Genomic DNA, 17853 nt, shown 5'->3' on the forward strand with positions numbered 1-17853 from the left:
GATCCACCATGGAGTACTCGCACGACGACGCCGAGCTGATCCGCCAGCCCATCGGCTACTGGAGCTGGGCCGCCTACGACGCGGTCGTGGCCCGCACCCGCGGCGCGCTCGCCGGGCTCGGCACCACCCAGCCCCAGTGGTGGATCCTCGCCCGGGTCGCGCTGGCCGGTGACGAGGTCAGGACCCGGGACGAGGTGACCGAGACCCTGCGGGGCTACCTCGCGGTGGGCGAGGAGTCGCTGTCCGAGGAGATGGACTCGGTCATCGTCCAGGGCTGGATCACCCAGGACTCCGAAGGGCGCCTGGAGATGACCCGCGAGGGCCGGACGTTCTTCGACAAGGCCTCGGCCCTCCAGAAGGACCTGTGGGACGAGCGGCACGCGGGCATCTCCGACGAGGAGTACCTGCTCACGCTCAAGGTGCTCCAGCGGTTCATCCACAACGTGGGCGGCCAGGCCTGGCACCACTGACCGGCGGCGCCGCCGAGTCCGCGCGCCGCTCAGCCGCCGGTCCCGGACTCCTCCGGGGCCGGCAGGCGGGACCGGGCTCGGGAGGTCACGCCAGCCCGGCCAGGACCGATCCGAGGAGTTCCAGGGAGTCGCGTACGTACGGGAGGGCGAGCGGGTCGGGGGCGGTGAGGGCCGCCAGCCGCTCCTGCGGGGTGGCGCCCAGCAGCGGCCCGGTGGACAACCGCACCCGCAGCGCGACCGGTTCGTCGGCGAACCGCTGCCCGCCGGGCGTGGGCGCGCCGAGCCGGCCGCCGAGCCAGTCCTCCAGCTCCATGGCGTCGCCGACCCCGTGCCGGGCCAGTCCGGCGCGCAGCGGTGTGAGGTCGGCGTACAGGTGCCGGCCGGCCTGCGGCGGGCGGGCCAGCACCCCGGCCTCGAGCAGCCGGCGGTGCGCCTCGGCGGCCACCACGCCGTGCAGGGCCGCGGCGGCGTAGGCGCGTCCGGCGACGGCGTCGGGTTCGTCGAGAGCGTGCGCGGCGGCTCCCGCGACGGGTCCGGCGATCATCGCGCCGGTGGCGGTGAGGACGTCGAGGGTGCGGGCGCGCAGCCAGGTACCGCGCGGGGTGTCGGGGAAGCGGACGACGGCGGCGGGCCAGCCGGCGGGCAGCAGCGCCCCGGAGAGGTCGATGAGGACCGCCGCCCGTTCGGGGAGCATCTCGGCGGGGCTCAGGACCAGGGTGTCGTGGGGGCGGTGGACGGTGTCGCGCCAGCTCTCGTCGCTGACGACGAACAGTCCGGCGGAGGCGGCGGCCTCGCACGCCTCGTGCAGTATCTCGGGCGGCGGCACGGTCGCGGTCGGGTCGTCGGCGACCGACAGCAGCAGCACCCGCGGATCGCCGCCCTCGGCGCGCACCCGCCGTACGGTCTCCAGCAGGGCGTAGGGGTCCGGTACGCCGCCGCACTCGGCCGGGGTCGGCACGTGGTAGGCCCGCCGTCCCAGCAGCCGGACCTGCGGGGTCCACCAGGCGGGACAGGGCCGGGGCAGCATCACGTCTCCCCCGTACGCCCCGAGCAGGGCCAGCAGCAGCGCCGGGGCTCCGGGGCCCGCGGCCACGTTCTCCGGGGAGGTGGCGAGCCCGCGCCGACCCCAGTGCCGGCACGCGGCCTCCCGCAGTGCGTCGCCGCCGCCGGGGGGCTCGGGGGCGGCGCGCCCGGCGGCCGCGGCGAGGACGGAGACCAGCTCGGGGAGCACGGGCAGGCCTGGCTGGGGGGCGGGCGGGCCGTACCGGACCGGGCCGCGGCCCTCCGCCGCCGTGCGTTGCATCCCCGCCACTGCTTCCGCCTTCCGCGCTCGCCCTGCCACGCCTGCCGGACCGGGCGGGCCCGCCGGACCTGTCGCACCTGCCGGGCTTCGCGAGACCCCGCCAGACCTGACCTTTATACGATTATTTGGGACTGCATGCCTGTTGTGTGCGCGGGCCGCCTCCGCACGTCAGCCCTTCCGGCCCACCATCGCGAGGAGCCGGGTCTGCGCGTCCGCGCCCGCCGGGACCTCCACCGGCTCGGCGTACGCACCGCTGGACGCGAGCCCGTCGGCGTACGGCATGATCTCCTTGATCGAGAACTCGACGAGGGTGTCGGGCAGCCGGTCCCCGGCGCCGATGCCCCGGGCGAGGTCCCAGGTGTGCACGACACAGTCGGCGGTCAGCTCCGAGCAGTACGCGGAACCGAGCGCGGGCCCGTACGAGAGCCGCACGCTGCGGTCCATCGCGCCGGACGCGGCGAAGGCGGCGTGCGCGGCGGCCGAGGCCCGGTCCCAGGCCGCGACCGGGTCGTCGCCCAGCACGTCGCCGGAGAAGCTGCCCGCCAGCTCCTCGACGGTGCGGCCCTCGGCGACCAGCGGCGGGATCCAGAGGTGCTCCGCGGTGACGTGGTTGACCAGCTCCCGCACGTTCCACTCCGCGCACGGCGTCGCCTCGCCCCACTGGTCGCCGCGGACGTCCCGCACCCGCTCACCGAAGAGCCTCAGCGCCTCGGCGTGCCGTTCGAGCAGCGTGTCCGTCATGTCCTTCACCGCCTCTGCCCCGGGGATGTGGTGCCCCCTCGCAGTCACTCTCCTCGCACCCGCATGCCCCTGCCACCGCCCCTTCCAACGCCCTTGGCACGCATGGGTGGTGTCCACATATCAAAACGCCAGTCTCATATGACGAACTGATCGCCTACGGTGGGAAGCAACGCTTCGACGACGAGACGAAGAGGGGCCCGGCCATGAACGCCGCCAAGGAGACCGCCGTCTACACGCACGGCCACCACGAGTCGGTCCTGCGCTCGCACCGCTGGCGCACCGCCGAGAACTCCGCCGCGTACCTGATCGGCAGGCTGCGACCCGGGATGCGGGTGCTGGACGTCGGCTGCGGCCCGGGCACGATCACCGCGGACCTGGCGGACCTGGTCGCGCCGGGCGGTCGCGTCACCGCCGTCGACGCCGCCGGGGACGTCCTGGAGCAGGCCCGCGCGTACGCGCAGGAGCGCGGCCTGGGCGACGCCGTGTCCTTCGCCCCCGCGGACGTCCACGCGCTGGACTTCCCGGACGACTCCTTCGACGTGGTCCACGCCCACCAGGTGCTCCAGCACGTCGGCGACCCGGTGCGGGCGCTGCGCGAGATGCGACGGGTGTGCCGGCCGGGCGGGATCGTGGCAGCGCGGGACGCCGACTACGCGGCGATGACCTGGTACCCGGCCGCGCCGGGTCTGGACGACTGGCTGGACCTGTACCGGCGGGTGGCCCGCGCCAACGGCGGCGAACCGGACGCGGGCCGCCACCTGCGGGCCTGGGCCCGAGAGGCGGGCTTCACGGACGTGACCTCTTCGGCCGCGGCCTGGTGCTTCGCCACCCCGGAGGAGACCGCCTGGTGGTCGTCCCTGTGGGCGGACCGCACGCGGGCCTCGGCGTACGCGGCCATCGCCACCCGCGGCGGCCACACCACGGCCGAGGACCTGGCGGCCATCGGCGCGGCCTGGCACACCTGGGGCGCGGACCCCGACGCGTGGTTCTCGGTCCTGAACGCCGAGATCCTGTGCCGGGTCTGACGCACCGGCGACTCGCCCGCGGGAGCGACCGCCGACACCGCCGAGTGCCACGGCGTGTCGGACATCGGCTACGAGGAGCAGGCCGACCGGGCCCGGCACCAGTCCGGCGAGCGGTTCGTGCCCCGCCTCGACGGGATCACGAAGGAGTGGGCGGCCGCATGCGGAAGTCGTAGCGGGCCGGCAGCGGGCAGTCGGTGAGGGTGGACCAGACCTCGGCGAGGGTCTCCTCGCCCTCCCGGAGGTCCGGGAGTTCGAAGCCGTCCTCGAAGACCCGGCGGGCCGCCCGCACATGGCCCTCGGCCGCGAGCAACCGGGCCGCGAGCAACCGGAAGCGGCCCTGCTCGCGCTGGGCCGGCCGCAGCCGGTCCCAGACGGCGCGGGCCTGCGGCAGCCGGCCCGCCGCGAGGAGGGCGGCCATCGCCTCCTGGCCGAGCGCCGACTCCGCGGCCGTCCACGGCTCGCCGCCGCGGCTCTCCACGGCCAGGTCCTCGAAGGCCGCCGCGAAACCGTCGGCCGCCCGCTCCGCGTCCCCCGCCAGGGCGTCCGCCACCGCCAGGCACCGCAGCAGCGGCCACCGCGAGGGGGCCAGCGCCAGCCCGCGCTCCCAACTGCGCACCGCCTGGGCCACGTCGCCGGCGTGCCACTGGGCCACGCCCAGGTGGTACTCGGTCAGCGGATCCGCCGGGGCCGTCTCCAGCATGTCCCGCCAGTGCGCGGAGACCAGGCTCGGCCCCGGCGGGACCACCCGGCGCGGAGCGGGCAGGACGCCGGTGTGCCACAGCTGGAGCCACGGCTCCTGCTCCTCACCGAGCGCGGACTCCCCGAAGGGGGTGCCCGGCAGGTCGAAGCCCCCGCGCAGCACCTCCAGCGCGCCCCAGCCCGAGCCCTGGGCCAGCCGCTCCCCCGGCTCGGTGTCGGCGCAGCCGCGCCACGCCTCGTACGCCGCATCCACCCGCTCCCGCGGGAGTACGGCGTCCAGCGCGCCCTCCGCCGCCCCGCGGGCCGCCGCCCAGTCCGCGCCGTGCACCTGCACCGGCTCCGCCGACAGCGGCCCGTACGCCTCGAGCCAGCTGAACTCCGCGCCGCCCTCCAGCCGTACGTGCTCCAGCTGGGTCCGGGCCAGTCCGGCCTGGATCTCGGCGTAGCCGCCCGTACCGGGCTCGGTGAGCCACTCCTGCCAGCGCCGGCCGCCACCGCCCGCGCCCCACACGAACAGCTTGCGCCCGCGCAGCCGCGCGGTGGAGGTCTGCACGAGCCCGTGCCCGGCGGCGTCCAGCGAGGCGATCCAGGGCCGGGCCGCGCCCTGGACCTCGTAGAAGAAGTCGGCCGGGTACTCGCCTCGCAGCGGGTACGTGCGGTCCGCGCCCTCCCACTCCGGTACGGGGATACGGCGCAGCGCCCGCTCGTACCCGAAGTGCCAGGCCTCGTCGGCGGGGGCGAGCACCCGGGTGCCGGGGTCCTCCGGGACGGCGATGTTGGACCACCAGTAGACGGGGGCGGGCCGCTCGTGCGGGTTGCGAACGCGGACGCCGACGTAGAGGAACTGCGCGTCCCCGGGCAGCCACAGGTCCACCTGGAAGGGCAGGTCGCGCAGGCGCTCCCACTCCCACAGCCGGACCATCACGCCCCCGTCGGGGGCCGGGACGAGCGCGGCGTGCAGCGGGGCGCAGGAGAGGGTCGTGTGCCCGGTCGCGCCGGTGTTCCACTCGATGCCGCCGGAGAACCAGGCTCCGTTGAGCGCGAAGTTGGCGGGCTGGAACACCGGGTTGCGGTAGAGGAGTTCCCGCCCGGTCGGCAGGTGCACGAGCGAGTGGACGCGCCCGCCCAGCTCCGGGAGCACGGTGACCCGGAGGTGGTCGTTCTCGATGACGATCGACTCGAACTCCCGCTCCGCGCGCTCCCGTCCGTACCCGTCCCGGATCCGTACGGGCAGCAGCGAGCGCAGCGGCTCGTAGCCGATCTGGCGCGCCATGTCGCGCGGCATGCCCTCGCGCGCACGCTCGTCCAGGATGTGCACCTCGTCGGGCGCGCGCAGGGCGGGCAGGGGGTTGTCCGAGCCCAACGGGGCTGCGGGGAGGGTCAGTACGGCGCGTCGGACGGTGGTGGCCATGAAGGAAATGGAACACGCCACGGCGGCCGGTGCACAGGGGTTCCGCGGAGGACCACCGGTCAGGATTACGCAAAGACTCCCTAGGCGAACGCACCCGCGACGAGGTCGGCGAGGAGGGCGCCCGCACGCCCGTCCGGATCCAGGTCCGGGTCGTAGATGGTGACGTTGAGCCCGGCGCAGCGCGGCGAGCCGACCAACACCGCGAGCAGTGCGGCCAGTTCGTCGGGTACCAGGCCGCCGGGGTCGGGGCTGTCCACGGCCGGCATGACGCCGGGGTCCAGCACGTCGGCGTCCAGGTGCACCCAGAACCCTGCGGTGTGCGGCGGGTGCAGCCCGTCCAGCGCCGCCCGCGCCACCGGGTCGGCGCCGCGCCGGCGGATGTCCCCGACGGTGGCCGCGGAGATCCCGGCGGCGTGCAGCTCGGGGAGGTCCGGGTCGCCGTCGCGGAGCCCGAAGAGGCGTACGTCCTCGTCGCGCAGGTACGGCGAGAGCCCCTCCAGGTCCGACAGGTCGGGCTGGCCGCGCCCGGTGGAGAGGGCCAGCTCCTCGCCGCCGGCCGCGCCGACGGAGCCGTTCACGGCCGCGTTGCCGGGGTGGCGGAAGTCGGCGGAGCCGTCGATCGCGGCCAGTCCGTAGCGCCCCAGGCGGCGCATTGCGAGGGCCGCGCCGAGCTGGATGGAGCAGTCGCCGCCGAGCACGACGGGGAACTCCCCGGCCCGCAGGTGCCGTTCGATCCGGTCGGCGAGGGTGACGGTGTACGCGGCGAGGGCCTCGGCGTGGAACACGCCGTCGCCCTCCCGCCAGTCGCCGCGGTCATAGCGCGGAGGCACCACCACACCGCCCTCGACGGCACCGAGCCGGGCCAGCAGCCCCTGCTCGCGCAGGGCCCCGGCGAGCTTGTAGACACCCGGGACGACACCGGGCGCGGGCGGGCGCAGGCCGAGGTTGGAGGGAGCGTCGAGAAGCACGAGGGTTCGCATCCCCTCATCCTGTGCGATGCGACCCCCCGAAACCCGGCATTTCGGGGGCCGGATCGTCGCCGGGGGCGTCGCGAACACCGGCGGGGGTGTGGTCGGGGTGTCGAATGTGTTCGGGGCCGCCTGGGCGGGGCTTCTCGACGCGGTCACCGCCCGGTGGCCGGAGCTGGTTGTGGTCGGCTACGGCCTCGTCGTGGCCGCGAGGTGGTCGCCGCGCCGGCCGGCATCCTCGCCGCCGGTCTGGCGCGTCCTGCTGCCCGGCTCCGTCGCCCGGAGCCTCCGCACCCGCTATCCGTCCAGTTCCAGCCGTGGGACGTCGGTGCGTTCGATGCCGAAGACCTGCGCGTACAGGGACAGTTCGGCCTCCAGCGCACGGATCATGGTGTCCGCACGCCGGAAGCCGTGGCCCTCGCCCTCGAAGGTCACGTATGCGTGCGGCACCGGCACCGGCCGGCCCCGCAGGGCGGCGAGCAGCCGCTCCGCCTGGGCCGGCGGGCAGATCGGGTCCGCCAGCCCCTGGAGGAGGACGAACGGGGCCGTGATCCCGTCGGCCCGGGCCACCGGGGAGCGCTCGCGGCTGAGGACGGCGAGGGTCTGCGGCGGCCCGGCCAGGCCGTCGATGTAGCGGGACTCCAGGTCGTGGGTCTCCTCGGCGAAGCCCAGCAGGTCCAGCACCGGGTAGATGATCGCGGCGCAGGCGTACAGGTCGGTGGCGGCCAGCGAGGCCGCCGCCGTCCAACCGCCCGCGCTGCCGCCGCGGATGGCGAGCCGGGCGGGGTCGGCGGTGCCCTCGGCGGCCAGCGCGCGGGCCACCGCCGCGCAGTCCTCCACGTCCACCACGCCCCACTGCTCGCGCAGCCGCTCACGGTAGGCGCGGCCGTATCCGGTGGAGCCGCCGTAGTTCACCTCGACCACGCCGATGCCGCGCGAGGTGAAGTACGCGATGTGCAGGTCGAGTACGGGCGGCACGTGGTCGGTGGGGCCGCCGTGCGCCCAGACCACGTACGGGGGCAGTTCGTCGGCGGGGGCCCGGACGGCCGGGTGGTGCGGCGGGTAGACGTGCGCGTGGATCTGGCGGTTGTCGGGGCCGACGAAGGTACGGCTCTGCGGCTCCGGGTAGTAGGCCGGGTCCACCGGGTCGGGGCGTTGCGCGCCGACCGCCCGGGCGTGCCCGGTGGCGGTGTCCAGCTCGACCACCTCGTACGCGCTGCGCGGACTGGCGGCGACCCCGTAGACCCGGGTGCCGTGCACGGCGAGGGTGGGCTGCCAGGCGGTCCACGGCCCGGCGGCGTCCACCAGGTCTCCGCTCTCCGGGTCGAGGATGCCCAGCACCGAGGAGCCCTGCCCGTGCAGGACGGCGACGAGCCCGGGTCCCGAGCCCGCAGCGTGCGGGGTGTCGCCGGGGAGCGGTGCGATCCAGCGCAGCCCCGGCTTCCACAGCGGGCCGCCGAACTCCTCCTCCCGCGGGCAGAGGTTGATCGCCCAGCCGGTCCGGGGGTCCACGCCGTACGGGTTCCACCAGCCGCCGCGGTCACTGACCGCGAGGAGGCTCCCCTCGGCCGTCCACTCGACCTGGGCGACGGCCTCGTCGGGGCCGCCGAGCACGGTCCGGGGGTCGGCGAGCCGCCCGTCCCCGGTGACCTCGGCCACCCGCAGCTCGGTACCGTCCCAGGGCATCCGGGGGTGGTCCCACACCAGCCAGGCCGCGCGCCGGCCGTCCGGGGAGAGCCGGGGCCCGGTGGTGAACCGGTACCGGTCGTGAGTGAGTTCCCGCACCGCGCCGCGCTCCCGCGCGGCCGACCCGTCCAGCGGTACGGCGGCCAGCACCCGGCGTACGTCGGTCGGCGCGGGCCCGGTGAACTCCTCCAGCACGCACCAGACCTCGCCGCCGCGCAGCACCGGATCGGCCCAGCGCAGTCCGCCGCCGGTCCGGGAGAGCGGGGTGAGGGGGCGCGGCGCCGGGTCGCCGGGTGCGTCGGGCTCGTACGCGTACAGCCGCTGGTCGGCGAAGTGGACGAAAACCAGCAGGGGTCCGCCGGTGGGCCGCTGCGCCCCGGCCCAGGGCAGGCCCCCGTACTCGGTGAGGCGGCTGCGCACGTTCCACGGGGCGGGCAGTTCGGTGATCTCGGGGCCGTCGCCGGTGAGGCGGCGGCGCACCAGGGTGCGGCGGCCGGCCTCATCGGGCCGGGGTTCGGTCCACCACACTTCGGGGCCGACCGTGCCGAGGTACTCGGGCCGCCCGTCGAGGGAGGCGGCGAGCCCCGCGTCGATGGGTGAGGGCCAGCTGCCGTAGGGCCTGGTCGTCGCCTCCATCACCGGGCCCCGCTCACAGGGTCCGCAGCGCGTGGTCGAGGACGCGGACGCCGAAGTGCAGGGCCTCGACGGGGACCCGCTCGTCCACGCCGTGGAAGAGGGCCCAGTAGTCGAAGCCGGGCGGCAGCTTGAGCGGGGAGAAGCCGTAGCCGGTGATGCCGAGGCGGGAGAACTGCTTGGCGTCGGTGCCGCCCGCCATGCAGAAGGGGACCACGTGTCCGGCCGGGTCGAACCGCTCGACCGACTCGCGCAGGATCCCGTACGTCCGCCCGTCCACGGGAGCCTGGAGGGCGACCTCCCGGTGATGGTACTCCCAGCGCACGTCGGGGCCGGTGAGGGCGTCGAGGGTGGCGGCGAACTCGGCCTCGCCGCCGGGCACGGTCCGGCCGTCGACGTAGGCGGTGGCGTGCTCGGGGATCACGTTGAGCTTGTAACCGGCGCTGAGCATGGTCGGGTTGGCACTGTTGCGCACGGTCGCCCGGACCAGGGCGCCGGCCGGGCCGAGCCGCTCCAGGAGCTCGTCGAGGTCGAGGTCCGGTCGGCGCGGGTCCACCGACAGGCCTTGCAGCGCGGCGAGTTCGGTGATGCAGGCGGTGACGGTGTCGGTGAGGCGGACCGGCCATTCGTGCTCGCCGATGCGTGCGACGGCGGCGGCGAGCCGGCTGACGGCATTGGCCCTGTTGGGCTTCGAGCCGTGACCGGCGGTGCCGTGCGCGGTCAGCTTGAGCCAGGCGGTGCCCCGCTCGCCGGCCGCGATCGGGTAGAGGGCGTGGCCGCCGGGGCCGGTGTGCACGGTGAAGGCGCCGGACTCGCTGATGCCCTCGGTGCAGCCTTCGAAGAGGTGCGGGTGGTGGTCGGCGAGGAAGCCGGAGCCGTCGACCGCGCTGTCCTCCTCGTCGGCGGTGTAGGCGATCACGATGTCCCGGCGGGGCTTCACTCCCGCGCGCGCCCAGGCCCGTACGACGGCAAGCACCATCGCGTCCATGTTCTTCATGTCGACGGCGCCGCGGCCCCAGACCACGCCGTCGCGGACCTCCCCGGAGAAGGGGTCGACGCTCCAGTCGGCGGCCTCGGCCGGGACCACGTCGAGGTGGCCGTGGACGAGCAGGGCCTCGGCCGAGGGGTCGGTGCCCTCGATCCGGGCGACCACGTTGGTACGGCCCGGGGTGCGCTCCAGCAGGAGGGGCTCCAGACCCGCGGCGGCGAGACGCTCGGCGACGTACTCGGCGGCGGGGCGCTCGCGGCAGTCGCCGCTGCCCCGGTTGGTGGTGTCGATCCTGATGAGACCGGAGGTGAACTCGACGGCCTCGTCGAGGGCGACCCCGTCGACCACGTCCACCGCGTCGGCCACGCCCGCCCCGTCCGTCCGGGCCACCCGGTCCACCCCGTCCACCCGGTCCACCCGGTCCACCCGGTCCGCCGCGTCGACGGCACCGGCCGGACCCTGGGCGTTGATTGCGCACATGTCAGCCATACTGCTCCTCCACGGCCGCCGAGACGACCGTCGTGACCGCTTTGAAGGCGCGGATCCCCTCGTACATCGTCCCGGTGCTGTACGCGACCCTGCGCTCCCCGCTCCGCTCCACGCCCGGCACCACCGTCGCGGCCATGGCCAGGTGCGCGGCGTCGAACTCCAGCTCCACGGTGAAGGGGCCGCCGCGGACCGGATCGTGGCGCACGGCCAGCCCGGTGGCCTCCTTGGCCGCGGCCCGGATGTCGGCGGCGGTGCGGGCCGGGGTCCGGCACACGGCGGCGTAGCGCGAGACGTGGTCCTTGACGGCGACGGTCGCGGCGCCCGGGGCGTATCCGGCGGCGTCGACGCAGGTGAGGTCGTCGCCGGTGACCAGGATGACGGGGACCCCGTACTCGGCGACGACGTGGGCGTTGAGCAGGCCCTCGCTGGCGCGCACCCCGTTGACCCAGACCCCGGTGATGGAGTTGGCGAGGTAGGTGTGGGCGAGGACCCCCTCGGAGCCGGCTCCGGTGTGGTAGCCGACGAAGGCGATGCCGTCGACGTCGCCGTGCTGGACGCCCTCGACCATGGAGAGGGTCTTGTGGCGGCCGGTGAGCATCTCGGCGCGGGCGTCGAGCTTCTCCAGCAGCAGGTTCCGCATGGTCCAGTGCGCCTCGTTGATGACGACCTGGTCGGCCCCGCCGTCGTAGAAACCGAGGACGGCGGCGTTGACGTCGGAGGTGAACATCGCCCGGCAGCGTTCCCACTGCGGGGTACCGGGCAGCACGTCCGCGGGCCAGGTGACGCCGGTGGCGCCTTCCATGTCGGCGGAGATGAGGATCTTCATCGGGCCCCCGGGCGGTCGGTTGCGCTCAGGAGGCCCACCCTAGCCGCCGGGGCCCCCGGTCGCCGTGGGGCTCGCGTCCCGGCGCGGCGCACGTCCCGGCGCTCGGCGCACCGCCCGCCGGGCGGCCGGTTCACCCGATCCGGTGAGGCCGCCGCCCCGGCCCCACCGCCAACACCGCCGCTCAGCCCTCGACTTCGGTGGCCAGGTTCTCGAGCAGGGTGTCGTAGATCCGGCCGAGGCCCTTGGGGGCGAAGGTGCGCTCGAAGAAGCCGCCGATGCCGCCGGCGCCGTTCCACACCGTGGAGACCACGGCCTTGGACTTGCCCTCACCGGCGGGGGTGACCACCCAGGTGGTGACCATGGAGGAGTTGCGGTCCTTCTCCACCAGCTGGCCGTCGGTGGGCTCGGTGATCTCCAGCAGGCAGTCGCGCACGCGCTTGCTGGTGGCCTGGAGCTTCCAGTGCACGAGGGTGCCCTCGCCGTCGCCGCCCTCGCGCACCTCGTACTCGCTGAAGTGCTCGGGCAGCAGCTTCCCGCGGGTCCCGGTGTAGTCCGCCAGCGCGTCGAACACGGTCTCCGCGTCGGCCGCGATGATCCGCTCCGTGGTGGCCTCGACCTGCGCCATAGCTGTTCCTCCAGCAGTTGTGATCGCTCGTCACGGCGAAGCCAACCACCTCCGGGCCGGGCGCCCAAATCCGGCCCCCCGCGGCCACCGGCCGCCGAGGTGCCCGGACGCCGCACGGATCAGGGGCGGGCGGTCCGGTGGGTGGCCGGCGGGCGGGCCGACAGGGTGACCGACCGGTGGGCCGGTGGACGAACTCCCGGTCGACTCGGCGCTCCGGCCGGGTCGCCCCTGGTCAGGAAGCCCTCGCACGATCATGGGAACGTTTGTTCTATTCTCCGGGTGAACCATCGAGGAGGCACCATGCGCTGGGAGAACCTGACCGAGGGCGCCGGCGGCCCCGCCGCGCTCTTCGGCGCCGACGCCGTCGCGACCCGCACGATCGACACCCCCGAGTTCCGGGGGATCACCTTCCACGAGGTACGGGCGCGGTCGATCGTGAACCGGGTGCCCGGCGCCTCGCGCATGCCGTTCGAATGGACCGTGAACCCGTACCGCGGGTGCAGCCACGCATGCGTCTACTGCTTCGCCCGCAAGACCCACAGTTACCTCGACCTGGACACCGGCATCGGCTTCGACTCCCAGATCGTCGTCAAGACCAACGCCCCCGAGCTGCTGCGCCGCGAGCTCGGCTCGCCCCGCTGGACCGGCGCGCACATCGCCATGGGCACCAACGTCGACTGCTACCAGCGCGCCGAGGGCCGCTACTGGCTGATGCCCCGGATCATCGAGGCGCTGCGCGACCACGCCAACCCCTTCTCGATCCTCACCAAGGGCACGCTGATCCTGCGCGACCTTCCCCTCCTGCGGGAGGCCGCGGCTGTCACCGAGGTCGGCATCTCGGTCTCCGTCGGCTTCACCGACCCCGGGCTCTGGCGGACGGTCGAGCCCGGCACCCCTTCCCCCGCCGCCCGGCTGGCCGCCGTACGGACCCTCACCGACGCGGGGATCGAGTGCGGGGTGCTGATGGCCCCGGTGATCCCCTTCCTCGGGGACTCCCCGGAACAGCTGCGGGGAGCCGTGCGCGCCGTGGCCGAGTCCGGCGCGACCTCGGTGACACCCCTGGTACTCCATCTGCGGCCCGGGGCGCGCGAGTGGTTCACGGCCTGGCTGGCCGCCCACCACCCGCACCTGGTCCCCCGGTACGAGCGGATGTACGCGGGCGGGCCGTACGCGCCCACCTGGTACCAGCGCCGGATCACCCGCCAAGTCCACGAACTCGCGGCCGAATTCGGCATCGGTCCGTCCCGCCGGGGCACGGTCCACAAGATCGTCACCCCGGAGCGCCCGGACGACCCGGCGCCCGCCGGGGCCACCCAGCTCAGCCTGCTGTGAGGCACGGGGCCGCCTGAACGGTCATCACATCGGGCCAATAGGTGGCCCAATCCCCCCTTCCAGCCGTGGTTTCCGGGACGATTCCGCCCAGAACCCTCGGCTGGGAGGCCCCATGCTCCACCCCTTGAAGAAGCGCGCCGCTGTCCTGCTGTCGATCTCCACCGTCGCCGCCACCGTGGCCGCCGCCCTCGCGAGCCCGGTCACGGCCGCGCCCGCTGCGGGCGCCGATCCGGCCGCCGCGGTGCCAGCGCGGGCGGCGCTGCGCTGGACCGGCTGCACGACCCCGCGGTACCCCACGCTGCAGTGCGCGTCCCTCAAGGTGCCCCTCGACCACGCCCGGCCGACCGGCCGGCAGATCACCCTCGCCCTGACCCGGGTCCCCCACACCGGCCCCACCTCCCAGGGCCCGCTGCTGGTCAACCCCGGCGGCCCGGGCGGCAGCGGCCGCAGCCTGGCCGGGTACATCGCCTCCGCCCTCCCCAAGGAGGTGGCCGCCCAGTTCGACGTGATCGGTTTCGACCCCCGGGGCGTCGGCAAGAGCGAGCCGACGCTGGACTGCGCGGCCGGCCACTTCAAGCCCGTCCGGCCGGACTCGGTGCCGCTGGACGAGCAGACCGAGCGGGCCAACCTGGACCGGGTGCGGTCCTTCGCCGAGTCCTGCGGGTCCAAGCACGCGGATGTGCTGCCGTACATCGACACCGTCTCGGCCGCCCGGGACATCGAGGCGCTGCGCGGCGCGCTCGGCGCGGAGCGGATCAGCTACTTCGGCTACTCGTACGGGACCTACCTGGGCGCGGTGTACGCCAAACTGCACCCGGGCCGGGTGCACCGGCTCGTCCTGGACTCCGTGGTCGACCCGGGCGGGGTCTGGTACGAGGACAACCTGGCCCAGGACCTCGCCTTCGACGCCCGCCACAAGGCCTTCCTGGCCTGGGTGGCCCAGTACGACGCCACGTACCGGCTCGGCGCCGACCCGGCGGCGGTCGAGCGGCGCTGGTACGCGATGCGGGACGCGCTGCGCGCGACCCCGGCGGGCGCCGTGGTGGGTCCGGCGGAGCTGGAGGACACCTTCATGCCGGGCGGCTACTTCAACGGCTACTGGCCGAACCTCGCCGAGGCCTTCGCGGCGTACGCGGTGGGCAAGGACCCGAAGCCGCTGGTCGCCGCCTACCAGCGGTTCGGCGCGGTGGAGCCCTCGGCCGGCAACGGCTACAGCGTCTACACGGCGGTGCAGTGCCGGGACTCGGCCTGGCCGAAGGACTGGAACCAGTGGCGCGCGGACATGTGGCGCACGCACGCGAAGGCGCCGTTCATGACCTGGAACAACGCCTGGTACAACGCGCCGTGCGCGTTCTGGCCGACGGAGGCGCTGCGGGCGCCGGACGTGACCAACGCGGATCTCCCGCCCGCCCTGCTGCTCCAGGCGACGGAGGACGCGGCGACCCCGTTCGAGGGGGCGCTCAGCATGCGGGACAAGCTGTCGGGTTCGTCCCTGGTGGTCGAGGAGGGCGGCGGCAACCACGGCATCGCCCTGAGCGGCAACAAGTGCCTGGACGAGAAGGTCGCGGCGTACCTGAAGTCGGGCCAGGCCTCGGACGCCACCTGCCCCGCCCAGGCCGCTCCGAAGCCGGCCACGGCGACCCGCGCCGTGCCCCCGTCGGCGGGCGGCGCGGCCCTGCACGGCCTGCTCGGCTTCCGCGGCTGACCCCGACCGGGTCGGGAGGCGCCGGGCCCGGGCCCGTCGGGCGATCCCGTACGGGCCCTCAGCCCAGCCCGCGGAGCGCGGCCGTCGCCGCCACCGCGAGGCGGGGGTGGGACTGGGCGCGGGTGAGGAGTTCGCGGGCGCGGGGGTCGGCGAGGGCGCCGAGGCCCTCGACGCAGGCAAGGGCGACCCGCCAGTACGGGTCGTGCGGGGACAGCAGCCGCCCCAGGGTGGCCATCAGGGCCGGTACGGACTCGGGGGCGCGCAGGGCGGTGAGCAGCCGCACGGGCTGCAGGGCGTAGGCCGTGCGCAGGCTGTTGGTGGCGAGGGCCGCCGCCGCGCGGGCGGTGCGCGGGTCGTCCAGGACGGCCAGCGCCTCGGCGGCGGCCGCGCAGCGGGCCGGCTCGCGGTGGTTGAGGAGCAGCACGAGGGATTCGAAGGCGCGGCGGTCTCCGGCGAGGCCCAGCCGGTACGCGGCCAGTTCGCGGGCCCACAGGGGCGCGCCCGCCGTGGTCAGGGAGGCCGCCAGGGCGTCGGGGCCGGCCGTGAGCAGCACCTCGTACTCGGGTGACGGTCCCGCCTCCGCCCGCAGGCGCTCCAGCACGTCGTTCACCCGGCCACCCTAGGGGGACACAGCGGTCGCCGTGCCGGGTTTCGGGACATCAGCGACAGCCGGTTGATCGATGATCGATGATCGGTACATTTCGGCGGTACAGGTCACATCTCCCAGCTATGGCGGACCAGTTACCGGCGAGTTACTGTCGTTGCAACACGTACGAGGGCGGCCTGGTGACGCAGCCGCCTCGTGCCGGTCGGTTCGTTTTTCCACGGTGAGACCCCGGGACAGGGTTCCGCCGTTCCCGCCCCGGGGAGCTGCTCCCCGCGGGCTCTTCTCCTCGGGCTCCCTCACTCCGGGCCCTTTTCACCGCACGGCTCTTCCGTACGGCATCCGCGCGCGCCGTGCGCCGCGCGCCCCTCAGTCGTCACCCTCTTCCACTGGAGTCCCTCGATGGACCGTCAGTCCAGTCACCCCACCCTCCAGACCATCGCCGTCGTCGGCCTCGGCACGATGGGCACCGGCATCGCCGAGATCCTCGCCCGGGCCGGTCGCGAGGTCATCGGCATCGACATCAGCGAGGCCGCCGGCCACCGGGCCGCGACCGCCCTCGCCGCGGCCACCGCGCGCTCCGTCGCCCGGGAGCGGCTCACCGAGCAGGAGCGGGCGGACGTGCTCGCCCGCTTCCGCACCTTCACCGACCTGGGCGCGGCCGCCGAGGCCGATCTCGTCATCGAGGTCGTGCCCGAGACGTACGAGATCAAGCAGCAGGTGTTCCGCGAGCTCGACTCGATCGTCCGGCCCGACACCATCCTGGCCACCGGCACCAACGCCCTGTCGGTGACGCGCATGGCCGCCGAGTCGCTGCACCCCGAGCGCGTGCTGGGCCTGCACTTCTTCAACCCGGCCCCGGCGATGAAGCTGGTCGAGATCGTCTCCTGCGTCCTGACCGCCCCGCCGGCCGTCGAGGCGGTCACCGAACTGGCCCGCGAGCTCGGCAAGGAGCCCGTCCCGGTCGGCGACCGGCCCGGCTTCGTCGCCGACGGCCTGCTCTTCGGCTACCTCAACCAGGCCGCCGCGATGTACGAGGCCCGGTACGCCTCCCGCGAGGACATCGACGCGGCGATGCGGCTCGGCTGCGGCCTGCCCATGGGCCCGCTCGCGCTGCTCGACCTGATCGGCGTGGACACCGCCCGTACCGTCCTGGAGGCCATGTACGTCTCCTCCGGCGACCGGCTGCACGCCCCGGCCCCGATCCTGGGCCAGCTCGCCGAGGCGGGCCTGACGGGGCAGAAGTCGGGCCGCGGCTTCTACACGTACGAGGCACCGGGCAGCTCGGTGATCGTCCGCGACCTCCAGACCCCGCTCGACGGGTCGCTGGTCGGCGGGGGCCGTCCCGTCACCTCCGTCGGCGTGGCCGGCTCGGGAACCATGGCGAGCGGCATCGCCCAGGTCTTCGCGCAGGCCGGTTACGACGTGGTGCTCGCCGCCCGCAGCCAGGAGAAGGCCGAGGCCGCCAAGGCCGCGATCGGGAAGTCCTTGGGCCGTGCGGTGTCCAAGGGCCGCCTGACCGAGGAGGGTGCCGCGCAGACCCTGGAGCGGATCACCCCGGCCGGTTCGCTGGACGCCTTCGCCGAGGTGGACCTGGCCGTGGAGGCCGTCGCCGAGGACCTGGCGGTCAAGCAGGAGCTGTTCGCGACGCTGGACAAGGTCTGCAAGCCGGGTGCGGTGCTGGCCACCACCACCTCCTCGCTGCCGGTGATCGCGATCGCCCGCATGACCTCGCGTCCGCAGGACGTGATCGGCATGCACTTCTTCAACCCGGCCCCGGCGATGAAGCTGGTCGAGGTGGTCCGGACCGTCCTGACGGCCGACGACGTGCACGCCACGGTCCGCGAGATCTGCCTCAAGGTGCGCAAGCACCCGGTGGACTGCGGCGACCGCGCCGGCTTCATCGTGAACGCGCTGCTGTTCCCGTACCTCAACAACGCGATCAAGATGGTCGAGCAGCACTACGCCGACATCGACCAGATCGACGCGGCGATGAAGCTGGGCGGCGGCTACCCGATGGGGCCGTTCGAGCTCCTGGACGTGGTCGGCCTCGATGTCTCGCTGGCCATCGAGAAGGTCCTGCACAAGGAGTTCCGCGACCCGGGCCTGGCCCCGTCCCCGCTGCTGGAGCACCTGGTGGCGGCGGGCTGCCTGGGCCGGAAGACCGGCCGCGGTTTCCGTGAGTACGCCGCCCGCCGGTAATCGGTCGGGCCACGAGCCGGATGCGTGGGGAGGGCTGCTCGGGCCCGCCGGACCCTCACGGCGGGCCAACCCTCACGAGCCCAGTGCGGGCCCTCCCCCGCATCCACCCCTCTCTCACCCCCCGCAGGCGCGCTCCCCTGCACGAA

14 protein-coding genes are annotated in these 17853 nt (G+C 74.6%); 5 read left to right on the top strand and 9 right to left on the bottom strand.

From position 1 onward, the window contains the following. Positions 1-8: 8 nt before the first annotated feature. On the top strand, positions 9-470 hold the full coding sequence (locus tag ACIQZO_RS20920) for a MarR family transcriptional regulator (RefSeq protein WP_403628083.1): 462 nt from the start codon (positions 9-11) through the stop codon (positions 468-470). Between the two features lie 85 nt (positions 471-555). Here the strand turns inward: ACIQZO_RS20920 and ACIQZO_RS20925 are convergent, their stop codons facing one another. Together ACIQZO_RS20925 and ACIQZO_RS20930 are read right to left on the bottom strand one after the other, a co-directional pair. Beyond that, positions 556-1773 carry an aminotransferase class I/II-fold pyridoxal phosphate-dependent enzyme gene (locus ACIQZO_RS20925; protein ID WP_403628085.1) on the bottom strand — a complete coding sequence of 406 codons (1218 nt, stop codon included), beginning with the start codon at positions 1771-1773 and terminating at the stop codon, positions 556-558. 168 nt (positions 1774-1941) lie between these two features. Then, positions 1942-2514: a TIGR03086 family metal-binding protein gene (locus ACIQZO_RS20930; RefSeq protein ID WP_403628087.1), complete on the bottom strand. Its 573-nt coding sequence runs from the start codon at positions 2512-2514 to the stop codon at positions 1942-1944. A 203-nt stretch (positions 2515-2717) separates the two neighbouring features. Between ACIQZO_RS20930 and ACIQZO_RS20935 the strand changes: the two genes are divergently transcribed. Further along, positions 2718-3539 carry a methyltransferase domain-containing protein gene (locus tag ACIQZO_RS20935; RefSeq protein ID WP_403628089.1) on the top strand — a complete coding sequence of 274 codons (822 nt, stop codon included), beginning with the start codon at positions 2718-2720 and terminating at the stop codon, positions 3537-3539. A 136-nt stretch (positions 3540-3675) separates the two neighbouring features. Here ACIQZO_RS20935 and ACIQZO_RS20940 read toward each other — a convergent pair whose 3' ends face one another. The 6 genes from ACIQZO_RS20940 to ACIQZO_RS20965 all read right to left on the bottom strand — a co-directional run bounded on the left by ACIQZO_RS20940 (position 3676) and on the right by ACIQZO_RS20965 (position 11864). Further along, the gene (locus ACIQZO_RS20940; protein ID WP_403628091.1) at positions 3676-5649 is read right to left on the bottom strand and encodes a DUF5107 domain-containing protein; all 1974 of its coding nucleotides are present in this window, start codon (positions 5647-5649) and stop codon (positions 3676-3678) included. An 80-nt stretch (positions 5650-5729) separates the two neighbouring features. Further along, a complete protein-coding gene (locus ACIQZO_RS20945) occupies positions 5730-6629 on the bottom strand; it encodes an arginase family protein (RefSeq protein ID WP_403628093.1) in 900 nt (299 codons plus the stop codon). Between the two features lie 285 nt (positions 6630-6914). Next, positions 6915-8939: a prolyl oligopeptidase family serine peptidase gene (locus tag ACIQZO_RS20950; RefSeq protein WP_403628095.1), complete on the bottom strand. Its 2025-nt coding sequence runs from the start codon at positions 8937-8939 to the stop codon at positions 6915-6917. Between the two features lie 13 nt (positions 8940-8952). Next, entirely contained in the window at positions 8953-10341 is a 1389-nt protein-coding gene (locus ACIQZO_RS20955) for a M20/M25/M40 family metallo-hydrolase (RefSeq protein WP_403628185.1), read from the bottom strand. Positions 10342-10405: 64 nt separating this feature from the next. After that, positions 10406-11239, bottom strand: coding sequence for a M55 family metallopeptidase (locus ACIQZO_RS20960; RefSeq protein ID WP_403628096.1), 834 nt, complete (start codon positions 11237-11239; stop codon positions 10406-10408). Positions 11240-11420: 181 nt separating this feature from the next. Beyond that, the gene (locus ACIQZO_RS20965; protein WP_403628098.1) at positions 11421-11864 is read right to left on the bottom strand and encodes an SRPBCC family protein; all 444 of its coding nucleotides are present in this window, start codon (positions 11862-11864) and stop codon (positions 11421-11423) included. 300 nt (positions 11865-12164) lie between these two features. Here ACIQZO_RS20965 and ACIQZO_RS20970 point away from each other — a divergent pair, with 300 nt between their 5' ends. Then, entirely contained in the window at positions 12165-13196 is a 1032-nt protein-coding gene (locus ACIQZO_RS20970) for an Rv2578c family radical SAM protein (protein WP_403628100.1), read from the top strand. 112 nt (positions 13197-13308) lie between these two features. Continuing rightward, complete coding sequence (locus tag ACIQZO_RS20975; protein ID WP_403628102.1) at positions 13309-14901, top strand: alpha/beta hydrolase; 1593 nt, start codon at positions 13309-13311, stop codon at positions 14899-14901. 58 nt (positions 14902-14959) lie between these two features. Here the strand turns inward: ACIQZO_RS20975 and ACIQZO_RS20980 are convergent, their stop codons facing one another. Continuing rightward, positions 14960-15511 carry an adenylosuccinate lyase gene (locus tag ACIQZO_RS20980; protein ID WP_403628104.1) on the bottom strand — a complete coding sequence of 184 codons (552 nt, stop codon included), beginning with the start codon at positions 15509-15511 and terminating at the stop codon, positions 14960-14962. A 396-nt stretch (positions 15512-15907) separates the two neighbouring features. On the opposite strand from ACIQZO_RS20980, the gene ACIQZO_RS20985 reads away from it, so the two are divergent. After that, positions 15908-17707, top strand: coding sequence for a 3-hydroxyacyl-CoA dehydrogenase family protein (locus ACIQZO_RS20985; RefSeq protein WP_403628106.1), 1800 nt, complete (start codon positions 15908-15910; stop codon positions 17705-17707). The last annotated feature ends 146 nt before the right edge of the window (positions 17708-17853 follow it).

Origin of the sequence: Streptomyces sp. NPDC097617 (genome assembly GCF_044761485.1) — a bacterium.
In the GTDB taxonomy this organism is placed as follows: domain Bacteria; phylum Actinomycetota; class Actinomycetes; order Streptomycetales; family Streptomycetaceae; genus Streptomyces.